We start from the raw sequence: 15994 nt of genomic DNA on the forward strand, positions 1-15994 counted from the left end.
ATCAAATGGATATAAAAACGGATAGGCTGGTAATACGTAAATTTAAATGCGAAGATTGGCAAGATGTCTATGAATACACATCAAATCCTCATGTTATGAAATATATACCGGAAGGTGTGTTTACTGAAGAGGATGCCAAGAAGTTTGTGAATGAAAATATGGGTGAAAATGCTGAAAAGTTTCCCGTGGTAGTAAAGGAAGAAAACATTGTAATCGGTCACATTGCTTTTTTTAAGTATTTTGGTGAGCATAGTTATGAAATTGGGTGGGTATTTAATCCGAAGTATTATAATAAAGGGTATGCCTCAGAAGCAGCACAAGCTATATTAGAATTTGGTTTTACAAACATGAAATTACATCGGATTATCGCAACCTGTCAGCCGCAGAATATCGCTTCCTATCGAGTAATGGAGAAGATCGGAATGAGAAGAGAAGGCTATTTTAAAAAATGTATTCCAAATGGAAACCAATGGTGGGATGAGTATTATTACGCTATTTTAGAAGAGGAATGGATATGAGTTACAAACGAAGGCGTTAGCGGAAGCATATACCGAGAAAAAATGGCAGTAACAAAATAAACCCGCCCTTAAAGGAGGCGGGTTTTCATTTTGATTAAAGCACTTTCGTCGTCCAAGACTCACAGTTCCATGTTTCTGTCGCAATGTCCATATAAAATTCAGGCTCGTGGGAAATCAACAGGATGGAGCCTTTGTATTCCTTAAGCGCGCGTTTGAGCTCTTCCTTGGCATCGACATCCAAGTGGTTGGTCGGCTCATCGAGTACAAGCAGATTCGTTTCTGAGTTGATCAGCTTGCACAGTCTGACTTTCGCTTTTTCGCCTCCGCTTAATACGGAGACGCGGCTTTCAATGTGCTTCGTGGTCAGCCCGCATTTTGCCAGCGCGGCACGGATTTCGTACTGCGTATAGGAAGGGAATTCACTCCATACCTCTTCGATACATGTGTTGTTGTTCGTTTCCTTAACCTCTTGCTCGAAATATCCCGTAAACAGATGCTCACCGCGCTCAACTGAGCCTTCAAGCGGCTGGATTTCACCAAGCAGACTTTTAAGCAATGTCGTTTTACCGATGCCGTTTGCGCCGTAAAGGGCGATTTTTTGTCCGCGTTCCATCCGGAGATTCAAAGGACGGGAGAGCGGTGTATCATAACCGATGACAAGGTCTTTCGTTTCAAAAATCAGCTTGCCTGATGTTCTGGCCGGCTTGAAGTGGAATTCTGGTTTCGGTTTCTCTGCGGCAAGCTCAATCATATCCATCTTATCAAGCTTTTTCTGGCGGGACATTGCCATGTTCCGCGTGCTGACCCGGGCTTTGTTGCGCGCAACGAAATCCTTCAGCTCAGCGACTTCCTGCTGCTGCTTTTTATAGGCTGCTTCCAACTGCTGCTTCTTCACTGCATAGACTTCCATAAACTGATTATAATCGCCGACATAGCGGGTCAATTCTTGATTTTCTACGTGGTAAATCAGATTGATGACGCTATTTAAAAACGGAATGTCATGAGAGATCAGAATGAACGCGTTCTCGTACTCCTGCAAGTAGCGCTTCAGCCATTCGATGTGCTGTTCATCAAGATAGTTGGTCGGCTCATCAAGAAGCAGGATTTCCGGCTTCTCAAGAAGAAGCTTGGCAAGGAGCACCTTTGTACGCTGTCCGCCGCTTAGATCCGTGACGTCACGATCAAGTCCGATATCACTTAAGCCGAGGCCGCGGGCAATTTCTTCCACTTTGGAATCAATAATATAAAAATCATTATTTGTGAGAGCGTCCTGAATGACGCCGACATCCTCAAGAAGTTTCTCAAGCTCATCAGGATCGGCTTCTCCCATTTTGTTATAAATGCCGTTCATTTCTTCTTCCATCGCGAACAGATAATGGAATGCGTCTTTCAGCGCATCGCGGATGGTTTTTCCTTTCTCCAGCACCGTATGCTGATCAAGGTAGCCGACACGGACGTTTTTTGACCATTCCACTTTTCCTTCATCAGGTTCAAGCTTTCCGGTAATAATATTCATGAAGGTTGATTTCCCTTCGCCGTTCGCGCCGATCAGTCCGACGTGTTCTCCCTTTAGGAGACGGAAGGACACATTGTTGAAAATGGCCCGGTCGCCGAAGCCATGGCTTAAATCTTTCACTGATAAAATACTCATATTCACACCTCTGTCTATAATCAAACACGCTTCTTGCGTGTAGTTCTCATGTTTGATTATAACGGACTATCCGAATTGTTAAAAGACTCGAAAGCGAAAAGAAAAATTGCGTTCCGGCTCTCATTTTGAGATACTATGGAATAGATTTGAAGAATTGAGGAGAAAAAAATGACGCAAACATGGCCATTTTTACATAACGCTAAGACTTTTATTAAAGAAAACTGGGAGACATCAGGCTTCACGAAACCGACTGCCGTACAGGAGCAGACGGCTGAACTCATTATGGAAGGAAAGGATGTCATCGCTGAATCGCCAACGGGAACGGGCAAGACGCTTGCTTATGCGTTGCCGGTTCTGGAACGGATACAGCCTGAGCAAAAACACGCTCAAGCCGTCATCTTAGCTCCATCACGTGAGCTTGTGATGCAGATTTTTCAAGTGATTCAGGATTGGAAATCGGGTTCTGAATTGCGGGCGGCATCTATCATCGGAGGCGCGAACGTGAAAAAGCAGGTGGAAAAGCTGAAAAAACACCCGCATATCATTGTCGGTACACCGGGAAGAGTCTCTGAATTAATTAAGATGAAGAAGCTGAAAATGCATGAAGTCAAGACCATTGTCCTTGATGAAGCGGATCAGCTCATTTTACCGGAGCATCGTGAAACAATGAAGCAAATTATCAAAACGACGCTTAAGGACCGGCAGCTGCTTTGTTTCTCAGCGACTTTAAAGCAGGAAACGGAACAGGTGCTGCGTGAAATGACGCAAGAGCCTGAAGTGCTGAAGGTGGAGCGCAGCCAACACGATGCTGGTAAAGTGAAGCATCAATACTTGGTATGTGATCAGCGGGATAAAGTGAAGCTTTTACAAAAGCTTTCAAGGCTTCAAGGCATGCAGGCGCTCGTATTCGTCAGAGATATCGGCAATTTAAGCGTCTATGCGGAAAAGCTTGCGTATCACCATGTCGATCTTGGCATCTTACACAGTGAAGCGAAAAAGATGGAGCGAGCGAAGATACTGGCAGCTTTTGAAAACGGCGAATTTCCGCTGCTTTTGGCGACGGACATTGCGGCGCGCGGCTTAGACATCGAGAATCTGCCTTATGTGATTCATGCTGATATTCCTGATGAGGATGGATATATTCACCGATCGGGGAGAACCGGAAGAGCGGGAAAAGAAGGAACCGTGATCAGCCTTGTCACTCCAATGGAGGAATCAAAGCTGAAAAAAATGGCGAAGAGACTTGGACTGACTTTACAGCAGGTTGTTTATGCTAAAGGCCAATTGGCAGAAAAATAAAAAAGGCGGGGATCTCCCCGTCTTTTTTATTATTGCACACTTGGTTCACTGACTTTTATCAGCTGTTTTCCTTTGTTTTTTCCTTGAAAGAGTCCGAGGAAAGCGTCAGGAATTTTGTCAAAGCCTTCTGTAATGGTTTCCTCATAATGAAGCTTTCCATCTTTCAGCCATTCCGCCAGCTGCTTTGCCCCTTCAGGAAAACGCTCAGAATAGTCACTGACGATAAAGCCTTGCATCAGCGCTTTTGTTTTAATCAACTTGGACTGCACACGAGGCCCCATATCATCCTTCTCGCTTTCGGCATTGTAGGATGAAATCGCGCCGCACACAGGTATGCGGGCAAACTCATTCAGCAGGTTCATAACGGAGTCTGAAATCGGGCCGCCGACATTGTCAAAATAGACATCGACACCATCCGGGCAAGCGTCAGCAAGCGCTTTTTGAATGTCATCTTCGGTTTTGTAGTTAATGGCTTCATCGAATTGCAGCTCATCCTTCAAATAAGCTATCTTTTCATCAGACCCCGCAATCCCTACAACGCGCGCGCCTTTAATTTTGGCGATCTGTCCGACAGTTGAGCCGACTGCTCCCGCAGCTCCTGAAACGACAACGGTTTCGCCTTGTTTTGGGCGGCCGATGTCCATAAGACCGAAGTATGCGGTTAAGCCGGTCATTCCCAATATACCGAGATAAGCTGAAGCCGGAGCGATGCTTGTATCAATTTTCCGCAGGGCGGACTCGCTGGCAGCGGAATACTCCTGCCAGTTTAAGTTGCCGATGACGATATCGCCTTTTTTAAACTGACCTTCACCGTCTGACACAACCTCAGCTATCACCCCGCCTGATAAAGCCTCGTCCAAGGCAAACGGCTCCACATATGACTTCGTATTCTGCATCCGGCCGCGCATATACGGATCGACCGATACATAAAGCGTTTTAACAAGCACTTCACCTTGTTTTGGTTCAGGGACAGAAATCGTTTCAAAACGGAAGTCTTCATGTTTAGGAACCCCTTGAGGGCGTCTGGCTAATTGTATTTGCTGTTGAGATTCTGGCATGCTGATCCTCCTATCATATTGATTTACACCAATGTAACACGGACAGGCTGAGGAATACAAAAGTAACACGGGGAAAAGTGTGCTGGGGAAATATAAAAAAGGAGGGGATCAGCCCTCCTTTTGTTTCACGCACGTAATTTCGGACATAGCCCCGTCGGCAGGCACATCGGCTTCTGATCGATCGGGCTTCTCATGATGCAGCATTCCAGTCCGAAGACTTCTCGGAAAAATGGCTGGGTAAACACGTCTTCAGGTGTTCCGGCATTGTATATTTTTCCGTCCAGCACGCTGATAAGATAGTCCGCATATTGAGCGGCCTGGTTTAAATCATGAAGCACCATGACGACTGTGCGCCCATGGTCGCGGTTCAGCGTTTTCAATAGTTCGAGCACTTCAATCTGATGTGAAATATCTAAATAAGTGGTCGGTTCATCAAGCAAAAGCAGATCAGTGCCTTGTGCGAGCGCCATAGAGATCCATGCTCGCTGCCTTTGGCCGCCTGACAGCGCATCAAGAGTCCGGTCCTTCAGCTCGTTCATCCCCGTTGCTTCCAGCGCCCACTCTACCATGTCGTGGTCCTCTTGGGTATGCTTGGATAACAGCTTCTTATGGGGATGTCTGCCGAAATAGCATAATTCCTGTACCGTCAATCCTTCAGGCGCCTGAGGGGCTTGGGGCAGGATCGCCAATTTTTTTGCCACTTCTTTTGACGGCTGGCGGTGAATATCTTTTCCTTCTAAAAGAACAGAACCGCTTTTCGGAGCCATCAGTCTGGCAAGCGATTTGAGGATTGTCGATTTCCCGCAGCCATTGGCGCCGATGAGTGCAGTGATTTTTCCTTCTTCAATCTTTAAGTCAACACCGTCGATAATCACTGTGCTGTCATATGATAGAGTGAGCTGGTCTGCAGTCAATTTTCCCATTGTATTCTCTCCCTACTGTTTCCTCGCTTCGAATTTCAATAAATATAAAAAATAGGGCGCGCCGATCACAGCTGTCAATATTCCGGCCGGTATTTCAACCGGCGGCATGATGCCGCGTCCTAACGTATCTGCGATAAGTAATATAATAGCACCGATTAATGCCGATGCAGGCAGTAAATATTTGGCTTTTTCTCCGGCGAGCCGTCTGGCGATATGCGGGGCAAGCAGTCCGATAAAACCGATAGATCCGACAACGGCCACGCAGCTTCCGGCAAGCGCTACTGCGGTGAAAATCAGGATGAATCTCAGCCGATTTGCGTTTTCGCCAAGTCCTTGCGCAAGCTCATCTCCTAATGACATGAGATCAAGTTTCGGAATGAGGATGCAGACGATCGGCAAAAGAACCAAAAGCCATGGCGAAAGCAGCTTGACTTCTTCCCAATTTCTGCCCCAGAGGCTTCCTGTCAGCCAAATGAGCGCCGCATTCACATCACCCGGAAACTTCACCATCATATATTGCATGCCGGCGTGGCAGACCGCGCCTAAGGCAATTCCTGATAAAGCTAATGAAGAGGGCTGTATGCTTTTTTTGCGGGCTACCAGTAATAATAGTACAGCAATAATGGCTGCTCCGGCAAATGCTGAGAACGGCAGCACGTAAACCGGAGATTTAGGAAAGATCAGGATGACGGCCATTGCCGCAAGACCCGATCCTTTTGAAATCCCTATCACGTCGGGAGAAGCAAGCGGATTTCGGATGACGCCCTGCAAAATCGCCCCCGCCGCAGCAAGTCCGGCTCCTGCCAATATGGCTAATATAATGCGCGGCAATCGATATTGCTGAATGATAAATTCAAAGGAGTCATCCAGTCCCAATAAGTTTGTAATCACCGCATCAGGTGAAATATATAATGCCCCGAATCCGATGCTGATCACGGAAAGAACAAGCAGGATCGCAGCCAGTATGAGTATGACGAACAAGGGGCGTTTTTGTTTTCTGGTTGTTTTCTTCATTTCAGATTTCGCCCTTTCCTTGCCAAGTATAAGAAAAATGGTGTCCCGATAATAGCTGTGACGATACCGACCGGAGATTCATAAGGAAAGGCAATCCATCTGGCCAGAACATCTGCGTATACCAATAAAATCGCGCCGAACAATGCGGAAAACGGAAGCACATACTTATAATTTTCTCCCGCGACCTTGCGGACAATATGCGGAACAAGCAATCCGACAAAGCCGATCGGCCCGGCGACGGCGACAGAAGCACCTGAAAGGATCAAAATAATAAAGCTGATCAGGATCCGGATTCCGTTCATATTTTGTCCGAGCCCTTTTGCCGTTTCATCACCAAGACCTAGAACAGAGACTGATCCGGAAAACACGAGGGCAAGACCGATCCCGATGACTGAAAACGGGGCAATCGTCAGGACATCCTGCCAGTTGCTGCCGTCAATCGCTCCCGTCATCCAGTACAGAACATCCTCTCCGGACTCATTTAAAATAATGACCGCTTGTGTCATAGAAGACAGAAACAAATGCACCGCCATACCTGATAAAGCCAGTTTGACAGGTGTCATTCCGCCTGATGAAGCAATCATATAAACGATCGCGCCGCCTGCTGCCGCGCCCGCAAAAGCAAATACAACAGAGGAGTAGGCTGACGCAGGCAATATGACAATTGAAGCAACAACAAAAAGGGATGCACCCGCGTTCACGCCGAAAATTTGAGGTGAAGCCAGAGGGTTTCTTGTCATAGCCTGCATCAGCGCGCCGGCCACAGCCAGGCTGGCGCCGACGAAAACGCCGATTAAGGTTCGGGGAAGGCGGAGGGTAGAGATGATGAGCTGTTCTTTTGACCCGTCCCATACAAAAAGATATTTCAAAGCATCAATAATGCCGATGTCAGATGCTCCTACAGAAAGATTCAGCCCCAGCCCGAATATAAACAGAATAAGTGCGATGATAAAAATCATCAATCTAGATGCTGAGCGCCGTTTGGCTGAATGATACAACAGTCTCACTTCCTTATTGCGTCAGTTATCAAAAAGAAGCAAGGGATCTCCTCGCTTCTTTTTGGATACTACTTATTATACACTTTTTTGAGCACATCTTTGGCGCTTGTTTCACTTGACTGGATTCCTCTGAATCTTGTCCAAATATCACGGTCCGCATCATAAATCTGGCCGTTTTTCACAGCTTTTAGGTTTTTCCAAAGCGGATTCTTTTTCCAATCGTCAACGATCGTTTTGCCCTCGTTAGCTGAAATAAATAAAATATCCGGGTCGATTTTGCTTAATTGCTCCAGGTTGACCTCTTGATAGGCGGTATCTGATTTGACAGCGTGTGTAAAGCCAAGCATTCTGAAGATTTCGCCGTCATATGAAGATGATGTATGGAGCTGGAAGGAATCTGATCTTGCTACCCCGAGAACAATGCTGCGGTCTTCATCTTTCGGGAGCTCCGCTTTCAGGCCGTCAATTACCTTATTATGCTGCGCAAGCTTTTCTTTTCCTTCCTCTTCCTTATTTAAGGCTTTAGAAATCGTTTTGTAGCTGTCAATTGTTTCATCATACGTCGCTTCCCGGCTCTTTAATTCAATTGTCGGTGCGATTTGTTTCAGTTGTTTATAAATATTTTTATGACGCTCAGCGTCAGCGATGATCAAATCAGGTTTTAAGGAGCTGATCACTTCAAGGTTCGGCTCGCTTCGTGTGCCTACCGATGTGTAATCGATTGAGCTGCCGACAAGCTTTTTAATCATATCTTTTTTGTTGTCATCGGCAATGCCAACCGGTGTTATGCCGAGATTTTTCACAGCGTCTAAGAATGATAGTTCAAGGACAACGACCTTTTTAGGAGTGCCGGTCACTGGCGTTTTTCCTTCTTCGTGCTGGATCACTCTGGAATTCTTATCGGATTTGCTTCCGGCTTTGCTGCCGTTGTTTTCTTGGCTGGATGAACAGCCTGACACGATCAAACAGGCTAGTAATAAAACACTCATGATTGCAATGAATTTTTTCTGATAGGTACGCATTTTATTCTTCCCTTTTCTGATTTTTAATAATGAGAATCATTATCACAAATAAAACACTATAATAGTATGGCTTATCATGTCAAGATGTTTTAAGGAAACGATGATTATTGCTTTCTGATGAATGCGTCATCAGGAAGAAATAAATGGTATGCATTGGTGTCGTGTTTATTAGACAAAAATTCATTGGCATTTGCTTGAGAAGCAGCGAGCATATCAGCACTGACAAACGGAAGGAGAGCGCTGAGATAGCCGGACAGTTTTTCCTCTAACTCTTCAGAGACGGCGAATTCAATGTCTCCGATATTCATAATAATAGAGAAAACAAAGTCAATATCGATATGGAAGGTTTCCTCTGCAAAGACTGCCAGCTCATGAATTCCGGCCGGGCTGCCAATACGCTGATGAAATACCTGTTTGACTAAATCACTCACAACCCACGCGTTGTATTGTTGTTCGGGTGAAAAATATTGTATGGGACCCACCTCCTGCTCGTACGGAACACGATCGGGCTTTCCGCGAACCATTTTTTACAAGTTTTGATTATTCTGAAAACAAGTAACGGTTGCTTTTACTTTAACATAGCAGGGAAATAAATATCTACTACCATTCTTCCTGTTTTTAGAGAGAAATGTTCTCCGGCTTGTTTAACAAAAAAACACACAGGGTATGAAATAAATAGAATCATCAAAGGAGGAATTCGAGATGAAACCAGTAGTAAGAGAATATACAAATGATGAAAAATTAATGAAGGATGTCGAAGAGCTGAAACAGCTGGGCGTGGCGAAAGAAGATGTGTACGTCTTATCCCACGACGATGACAGAACAGAACGATTAGCCGACAATACGGACGCCAATACAATTGGGGCGAAAGAAACAGGGCTTAAGCATGCGGTAGGCAATGTCTTTAATAAAAAAGGCGATGAGCTTCGCAACAAAATCCATGAAATTGGCTTTTCAGAACAAGAGGCTTCACAATTTGAAGAACGCCTGGATGAAGGAAAAGTGCTTCTCTTTGTAACGGATAATGAAAAAGTTAAATCATGGGCGTAATGCAGAAACTAACTCCCGAAAGGCGATACATAAGCCTTTCGGGTTTTTTTGCGCGAAAACATGTTTGCGGTCTATGCGGTGATTTTTGCAGAATGCCGCAATCAGAATGGTGTATATTTTCGGTTATGAAAGCCCCTGAATTTGCTATTATATTTCTGAGATAAAATGGAATAAAATCTCACAAAATAGAAAATGGGGGTACATAGGGAATGAAAAAAATGGTATTAGCCACGGCTCTTTTTTTAGGCTTGACTCCGGTTGGGGCAAACGCGGCGGATTTGGGCCATCAGACGTTAGGGTCAAATGATGGCTGGGGAGCGTACTCCACTGGCACGACAGGCGGATCAAAAGCATCTTCATCCCAAGTATATACAGCCAGCAACAGAAACCAGCTTGTTTCTGCATTGGGCAAGAACACCAACACAACGCCAAAAATCATTTATATCAAGGGAACGATTGACATGAATGTGGATGACAATCTGAAGCCGCTTGGTTTAAACGACTATAAAGATCCAGAGTACGACCTTAACAAATATTTGAAAGCTTACGACCCAAGCACATGGGGCAAAAAAGAGCCGTCGGGAACACAGGAAGAGGCCAGAGCACGTTCTCAGAAAAACCAAAAGGCCCGCGTCATGCTCGATATTCCTTCGAATACGACGATCGTCGGTTTGGGGACAGACGCCAAGATCCTAGGGGGAAACTTCCAGATCAAGAGCGATAACGTCATTATCCGCAATATCGAATTCCAAGACGCATATGATTATTTCCCGCAATGGGATCCGACTGACGGAAGCTCAGGAAACTGGAACTCACAATATGACAACATCACCATAAACGGCGGCACACACGTATGGATCGATCATTGTACATTTAATGACGGCTCCCGCCCGGACAGCACATCTCCAAATTATTTCGGAAGAAAATATCAGCACCATGACGGCCAAACCGATGCCTCTAATGGCGCAAACTATATCACAATGTCTTACAACTATTATCACGATCATGATAAAAGCTCTATTTTCGGATCAAGCGACAGCAAAACATCAGATGATGGCAAATTAAAAGTAACCCTTCACCATAACCGCTACAAAAATATCGTCCAGCGCGCACCGAGAGTCCGTTTTGGGCAGGTACACCTGTACAACAACTATTATGAAGGCAGCACAGGCTCTTCAGGTTATGCCTTCAGCTATGCGTGGGGAGTAGGAAAATCATCTAAAATCTACGCGCAAAACAATGCGATTGACGTACCGGGACTATCAGCGGCTAAGACGGTCAGCGTGTTCAGCGGGGGGACGGCTTTATATGATTCCGGCACATTGCTGAATGGTACACAGATCAACGCATCGTCTGCCAACGGGCTGAGTTCTTCTGTCGGCTGGACGCCATCGCTGCACGGATCAATTGATGCTTCCGCCAATGTGAAATCGAATGTTATATCTCAAGCGGGCTCCTTTAACAAGTAAAACTTCTACAACAGTTGTAACTATTGGTTTGAAATAAATGGTAAAATAGGGGTGTGATTGTGATAAATTAATGTAGGTTTGGGGTGGAGGTTATATGGAATTATCAATTCGTAATGCTGAACGAAAAGATATTAAAGAAATACAGAAAATAGCTAAAGTTACCTGGAATCACACATATAAAGGACTTATACCTTTGGAGATACAAAATGAATTTCTGCGAATGGCATATTCAGATAAATCAATGAAAAAGCGAGTAGAAAAGACTATTTTGTTAGTAGCTGAAGTCAATAATAAAGTAGTTGGTTTTGCTAATGCTTTTACAAATGAAAATAACGCTGAATTAAGTGCCATTTATATTTACCCAGATTCACAAGGAAGAGGAGTTGGCACTAAACTATTACATGAGGTAATTAAGGAACTGCGTGGATTTTCTAAAATAACAGTTGATGTTGAATCAGGTAATGAGGTTGGAGAAAAATATTATTTTGCAAAAGGCTTTAAACTTGTTGAGGAATTTCATGATGATTTTCTTGGGCATAAGTTAAAAACCAAGAGACTATTTTTAGAAATATAATTGCACTTCCTACTGTTATTGTTTAAGTTCAAAGCTAGAAAATGATTAAACTTAATTTTAAATCAATGTTTGTGTGTTTTGTAACAACTAAAACTTCCACAACAGCTGTAACTCCCTTGCAGGAGTTATGGAAGTGACGTTATGTTACATTTGGTCAAAAGCCAACAAACATACCCTAGTTCGGAAGTAGTTAAATTATTGGGAATTGCCCCGTCAACATTGAGAAAATATTATTCGCTTTTCCAAAGTAGGTATTTCTTTTGCGAAAGAAAAAGGAAGACTAGTTTACAAGGAACATGATATTAAATTGTTCCAGGAGTTAATTAAACTTCACGAGGAAGGTGGAACAATGTTACAAAACTGTTGAAAAAGTTGTGCAACAATCACAACTATCTGATCCGAACCCTCTTGGCATTGGGGGTAAACTAAATTAAGAAGTTTAAAAACACAAAGGACTGATCCCCTTTGTGTTTTTTAATTAAGAAAAACATTTATTAACTTAGTTAAGGAGTAGAATAAAAGGGGGGGATGGGAAAACAAGTTTACAGGAGGAGACCTACAATGGCTTCAGAAAAAGACGCAGAAAAACAGTCAGCAGTAAAACTCGTTCCTTTACTGATTACTGTCGCTGTGGGATTAATCATTTGGTTTATTCCCGCGCCGTCCGGACTTGAACCTAAAGCTTGGCATTTGTTCGCGATCTTCGTCGCAACGATTATCGGCTTTATCTCCAAGCCCTTGCCAATGGGAGCAATCGCTATTTTTGCATTGGCAGTTACTGCTTTAACCGGAACGTTATCTATCGAGAATACATTAAGCGGATTCGGAAATAAGACCATCTGGCTTATCGTTATCGCATTCTTTATTTCCCGGGGATTTATCAAAACCGGACTGGGTGCGAGAATTTCGTATGTATTCGTTCAGAAATTCGGGAAGAAAACACTTGGACTTTCTTATTCACTGTTATTCAGTGATTTAATACTATCACCTGCTATTCCAAGTAATACGGCGCGTGCAGGAGGCATTATTTTTCCTATTATCAGATCATTATCAGAGACATTCGGATCAAGCCCGGCAGATGGGACAGAAAGAAAGATCGGTGCTTTCTTATTGAAAACCGGTTTTCAGGGGAACTTGATTACATCTGCCATGTTCTTGACAGCGATGGCAGCAAACCCGCTGATTGCCAAGCTGGCCCATGATGTCGCAGGGGTGGACTTAACATGGACAAGCTGGGCGATTGCCGCAATTGTTCCGGGACTTGTAAGCTTAATCATTACACCGCTTGTCATTTACAAGCTGTATCCGCCGGAAATTAAAGAAACACCCGATGCGGCTAAAATTGCAACAGAAAAGCTGAAAGAAATGGGACCATTTAAAAAATCTGAACTATCCATGGTTGTTGTCTTTCTTTTGGTACTCGCTCTTTGGATCTTTGGCGGAAACTTCAACATTGATGCCACGACAACAGCGTTAATCGGATTGTCTGTCCTTTTATTGTCTCAAGTGCTGACTTGGGATGATATAAAGAAAGAACAAGGCGCGTGGGATACGCTCACATGGTTTGCGGCGCTTGTCATGCTGGCCAATTTCCTGAATGAGTTAGGTATGGTTTCTTGGTTCAGTAACGCTATGAAATCTTCAGTATCAGGATTCTCATGGATTGTGGCATTCTTAATCTTAATTGTTGTGTATTTCTACTCTCACTACTTCTTTGCAAGTGCGACAGCCCACATCAGTGCAATGTATTCAGCATTTTTGGCTGTGGTTGTGGCAGCGGGAGCACCGCCGCTTTTAGCAGCACTGAGCCTCGCATTCTTCAGCAATCTGTTCGGGTCAACAACCCACTACGGTTCTGGAGCGGCTCCGGTCTTCTTCGGAGCAGGCTACATTCCGCAAGGCAAATGGTGGTCTATCGGATTTATCCTGTCGATTGTCCATATTGTGACATGGCTGGTCATCGGCGGATTATGGTGGAAAGTGTTGGGGATATGGTAGAAAAAAAGGCAGACGCGTTCTCGCGTTCTGCCTTTTTTTGTACAGATATTGCATCTTGGACAAAAACATTAAAATTTCTGAATAGAAAAATGGTATCATTTTAGGTAGAAAGGACGGCTGGTGTCTGTGGTCAAAAAGCGGTTCAACTTTTCTCTGCAAACAAAAATTATGGGTTTGATTGCGGTGCTGCTCATGTTTGTGATCGGGGTGCTGACGGTTACGTTTGCTGTTCAGCAAACAAAGGAAGGCCAAAAACAGGCAGAACAGCTCGCGGTCCAGACAGCGCGAACCATTTCGTATATGCCCCCGGTCAAGGAATCCATACAAACAAAAGGCAATAGGATGAAAGAGGCACAAGAGGTCATTGAGCAAATGAAAGAACAGACCGGCGCCTATGCAATTTATGTATTGAATGAAAAAGGAGAAATTAAAACAACTTCAGAAAACAGCGGAAAAACAAGGCTGACCCCTAGCAGAGCGATATTATTCGGAGGATCTCACGTATCCGGAACAAAAGAGGATGACCGCAAAGTGATCAGAGGAAGTGCGCCCATTATGCAAGAGCGTAAGGGACATAGCCAGATTATTGGCAGTGTGTCTGTTGATTTCTTGCAAAATGAAACCGAACAAGGAATTAAAGATCACTTACGCGATTTAAGCTATATGGCAGTGCTCGTTTTGCTGTTAGGTTTTGGGGGTGCCGCCGCGCTCGCCAAAAGCATCAGAAAGGATACGCTTGGTCTTGAACCTCAGGAAATTGCCTCTCTTTACCGGGAACGGAATGCGATGCTTCGTGCGATTAAGGAAGGAATCATCGCCACCAATCGTGAAGGTGTCGTCACGATGATGAACGTATCGGCAGCCGAGATGCTCAAGCTTCCCGAGCCGGTCATTCATTGTCCTATTGATGATGTGATGCCGGGAGCCGGGCTGATGTCTGTCCTCCATCAAGAAAAGATGCTGCTGAATCAGGAGGTCTGTGTCAATGATCAAGTCTTTATCTTAAATACAAAGATCATGACACAAGGCGGACAAGCTTACGGGATTGTTGTGAGCTTTCGGGAAAAAACAGAACTGAAAAAGCTGATTGATGCCCTGACAGAGGTGCAGAAATACTCAGAAGATCTCCGGGCGCAAACACATGAATTTTCAAACAAGCTCTATGCGATATTGGGACTTCTTGAACTTGGTGAGTATGAAGAGGCGATCGACCTGATTAAAGAAGAATACGCTATCCAAAATGAACAGCACGATATCTTATTCCAAAACATTCATTCACAGCAGGTACAAGCCATTCTATTAGGGAAAATGGGCAAGGCGTCTGAAAAAAAGGTCAAGCTTTTCATTGATGAAAACAGCACGTTAGAACCGCTCCCAGGGCATATCGGTTTATCACATTTGATTACGATTATCGGAAACTTAATTGATAACGCTTTCGAAGCTGTGGCTGATAAGAAAATGCGGCAGGTCTCTTTTTTCATTACGGATATCGGGCATGACATTGTGATAGAAGTTTCCGATACAGGTGATGGGGTACCGCCTGACAAAATGGATACCGTGTTTCAAAGGGGATACTCTTCAAAGGGGATGAAGAGAGGCTATGGGTTAGCCAATGTTAAAGAATCAGTAAATGAAGTCAACGGATGGGTCGAACTGACAAATCAAAAAAACGGCGGGGCGGTATTTACTGTATTTATACCGAAGGAGAAATAAACAAAGGGGGGAATCCATTTGATTCACATCGTGATTGCGGAGGACGATTTTCGAGTAGCCCAAATTCATGAGAGATTGATTGAACAGCTTGATGGATTCAATATCATAGGCAAAGCGGCCAATGCAAAAGAGACCATATCGCTTTTGGCCGCCCAAAAGGCGGACTTGCTGCTTTTAGATATTTATATGCCTGATGAACTGGGAACAGCATTACTTCCAGTGATTCGAAGCCGTTTTCCGGCAGTGGATATTATGATCATTACAGCGGCCACAGAAACCCGTCTTCTGCAGGAATCACTTCGGGCGGGTATTTCACATTATCTCATTAAACCTGTAACCGCAGATAAATTCAAACAGGTGCTTTTGCAGTATAAAGAAAAAAGACAGATGCTGCTGACTCAAACAGAGGTGAGCCAGTCTGTGATTGACTATATTTTCGGGGGAAGCACCAGTGTGAAAGAAGCTGAGCAAGTCAAGGACTTACCCACCGGCATCAGCTCCATTACACTGCGAAAGATAAAAGATACGCTGCGCGATGCACAAGAGGGAATGACGGCTGAAGAGCTGGGAGAAAAAATGGGCGCATCACGGACAACAGCCCGCCGCTATGCCGAGTATCTGGTCTCTAAGGAAGAAGCGCGCGCCGAACTGGAATACGGCATTATCGGCAGACCCGAAAGAAAATATTATCTGGCGGCGGAATAGGG

Annotated in this window: 14 protein-coding genes and 1 pseudogene; 8 read left to right on the top strand and 7 right to left on the bottom strand. The window is 44.5% G+C overall.

Features of this window, described 5'->3' with window-relative positions:
- The first annotated feature begins 5 nt into the window (after positions 1–5).
- Positions 6–518 carry a GNAT family N-acetyltransferase gene (locus AAHT65_RS10940; RefSeq protein ID WP_010787913.1) on the top strand — a complete coding sequence of 171 codons (513 nt, stop codon included), beginning with the start codon at positions 6–8 and terminating at the stop codon, positions 516–518.
- 94 nt (positions 519–612) lie between these two features.
- Here the strand turns inward: AAHT65_RS10940 and AAHT65_RS10945 are convergent, their stop codons facing one another.
- On the bottom strand, positions 613–2169 hold the full coding sequence (locus AAHT65_RS10945) for an ABC-F family ATP-binding cassette domain-containing protein (RefSeq protein ID WP_010787914.1): 1557 nt from the start codon (positions 2167–2169) through the stop codon (positions 613–615).
- A gap of 168 nt (positions 2170–2337) precedes the next feature.
- On the opposite strand from AAHT65_RS10945, the gene AAHT65_RS10950 reads away from it, so the two are divergent.
- A complete protein-coding gene (locus AAHT65_RS10950; protein ID WP_063638919.1) occupies positions 2338–3468 on the top strand; it encodes a DEAD/DEAH box helicase in 1131 nt (376 codons plus the stop codon).
- Between the two features lie 29 nt (positions 3469–3497).
- Here the strand turns inward: AAHT65_RS10950 and AAHT65_RS10955 are convergent, their stop codons facing one another.
- The 6 genes from AAHT65_RS10955 to AAHT65_RS10980 all read right to left on the bottom strand — a co-directional run bounded on the left by AAHT65_RS10955 (position 3498) and on the right by AAHT65_RS10980 (position 8956).
- Positions 3498–4526 (bottom strand): NADP-dependent oxidoreductase, encoded by a 1029-nt coding sequence (locus AAHT65_RS10955; RefSeq protein ID WP_088116721.1) that lies wholly within the window; start codon positions 4524–4526, stop codon positions 3498–3500.
- Positions 4527–4651: 125 nt separating this feature from the next.
- A complete protein-coding gene (yfmF, locus tag AAHT65_RS10960; protein WP_088116722.1) occupies positions 4652–5449 on the bottom strand; it encodes a Fe(3+)-citrate ABC transporter ATP-binding protein YfmF in 798 nt (265 codons plus the stop codon).
- Positions 5450–5461: 12 nt separating this feature from the next.
- The gene (yfmE, locus tag AAHT65_RS10965) at positions 5462–6463 is read right to left on the bottom strand and encodes a Fe(3+)-citrate ABC transporter permease YfmE (RefSeq protein WP_010787917.1); all 1002 of its coding nucleotides are present in this window, start codon (positions 6461–6463) and stop codon (positions 5462–5464) included.
- Positions 6460–7461, bottom strand: coding sequence for a Fe(3+) dicitrate ABC transporter permease FecD (gene fecD, locus AAHT65_RS10970; protein ID WP_088116723.1), 1002 nt, complete (start codon positions 7459–7461; stop codon positions 6460–6462). Before fecD ends, yfmE begins: the two co-directional genes overlap by 4 nt.
- Positions 7462–7529: 68 nt before the next feature.
- Positions 7530–8483, bottom strand: coding sequence for an ABC transporter substrate-binding protein (locus AAHT65_RS10975; RefSeq protein WP_003328336.1), 954 nt, complete (start codon positions 8481–8483; stop codon positions 7530–7532).
- Positions 8484–8587: 104 nt separating this feature from the next.
- Positions 8588–8956: a DUF3212 family protein gene (locus tag AAHT65_RS10980; protein WP_034718380.1), complete on the bottom strand. Its 369-nt coding sequence runs from the start codon at positions 8954–8956 to the stop codon at positions 8588–8590.
- Positions 8957–9185: 229 nt separating this feature from the next.
- On the opposite strand from AAHT65_RS10980, the gene AAHT65_RS10985 reads away from it, so the two are divergent.
- From AAHT65_RS10985 to AAHT65_RS11010, 6 genes and pseudogenes are all read left to right on the top strand, one after another.
- Positions 9186–9533, top strand: a complete 348-nt coding sequence (locus AAHT65_RS10985) for a general stress protein (protein WP_003328334.1) — start codon at positions 9186–9188, stop codon at positions 9531–9533.
- Between the two features lie 209 nt (positions 9534–9742).
- Positions 9743–11002 (top strand): pectate lyase, encoded by a 1260-nt coding sequence (locus AAHT65_RS10990; protein WP_343310235.1) that lies wholly within the window; start codon positions 9743–9745, stop codon positions 11000–11002.
- 94 nt (positions 11003–11096) lie between these two features.
- The gene (locus AAHT65_RS10995; protein WP_010787923.1) at positions 11097–11576 is read left to right on the top strand and encodes a GNAT family N-acetyltransferase; all 480 of its coding nucleotides are present in this window, start codon (positions 11097–11099) and stop codon (positions 11574–11576) included.
- Between the two features lie 561 nt (positions 11577–12137).
- A complete protein-coding gene (locus AAHT65_RS11000) occupies positions 12138–13574 on the top strand; it encodes an anion permease (protein WP_010787924.1) in 1437 nt (478 codons plus the stop codon).
- A gap of 126 nt (positions 13575–13700) precedes the next feature.
- Positions 13701–15358, top strand: a pseudogene (locus tag AAHT65_RS11005) (ATP-binding protein).
- Positions 15306–15992 (top strand): response regulator, encoded by a 687-nt coding sequence (locus AAHT65_RS11010; protein ID WP_094231626.1) that lies wholly within the window; start codon positions 15306–15308, stop codon positions 15990–15992. The pseudogene AAHT65_RS11005 and the gene AAHT65_RS11010 overlap by 53 nt, the downstream one beginning before the upstream one ends.
- The last annotated feature ends 2 nt before the right edge of the window (positions 15993–15994 follow it).

This window comes from Bacillus atrophaeus (assembly GCF_039519175.1).
Lineage (GTDB): Bacteria > Bacillota > Bacilli > Bacillales > Bacillaceae > Bacillus > Bacillus atrophaeus.

Coding starts and splice junctions, on each gene's coding strand:
- AAHT65_RS10945 (WP_010787914.1), bottom strand. CDS start 2,169: ATGAGTATTTTATCAGTGAAAGATTTAAGCCATGGCTTCGGCGACCGG.
- yfmE (WP_010787917.1), bottom strand. CDS start 6,463: ATGAAGAAAACAACCAGAAAACAAAAACGCCCCTTGTTCGTCATACTC.
- AAHT65_RS10975 (WP_003328336.1), bottom strand. CDS start 8,483: ATGCGTACCTATCAGAAAAAATTCATTGCAATCATGAGTGTTTTATTA.
- AAHT65_RS10955 (WP_088116721.1), bottom strand. CDS start 4,526: ATGCCAGAATCTCAACAGCAAATACAATTAGCCAGACGCCCTCAAGGG.
- AAHT65_RS10940 (WP_010787913.1), top strand. CDS start 6: ATGGATATAAAAACGGATAGGCTGGTAATACGTAAATTTAAATGCGAA.
- AAHT65_RS11000 (WP_010787924.1), top strand. CDS start 12,138: ATGGCTTCAGAAAAAGACGCAGAAAAACAGTCAGCAGTAAAACTCGTT.
- AAHT65_RS10950 (WP_063638919.1), top strand. CDS start 2,338: ATGACGCAAACATGGCCATTTTTACATAACGCTAAGACTTTTATTAAA.
- AAHT65_RS10985 (WP_003328334.1), top strand. CDS start 9,186: ATGAAACCAGTAGTAAGAGAATATACAAATGATGAAAAATTAATGAAG.
- yfmF (WP_088116722.1), bottom strand. CDS start 5,449: ATGGGAAAATTGACTGCAGACCAGCTCACTCTATCATATGACAGCACA.
- AAHT65_RS10995 (WP_010787923.1), top strand. CDS start 11,097: ATGGAATTATCAATTCGTAATGCTGAACGAAAAGATATTAAAGAAATA.
- AAHT65_RS10990 (WP_343310235.1), top strand. CDS start 9,743: ATGAAAAAAATGGTATTAGCCACGGCTCTTTTTTTAGGCTTGACTCCG.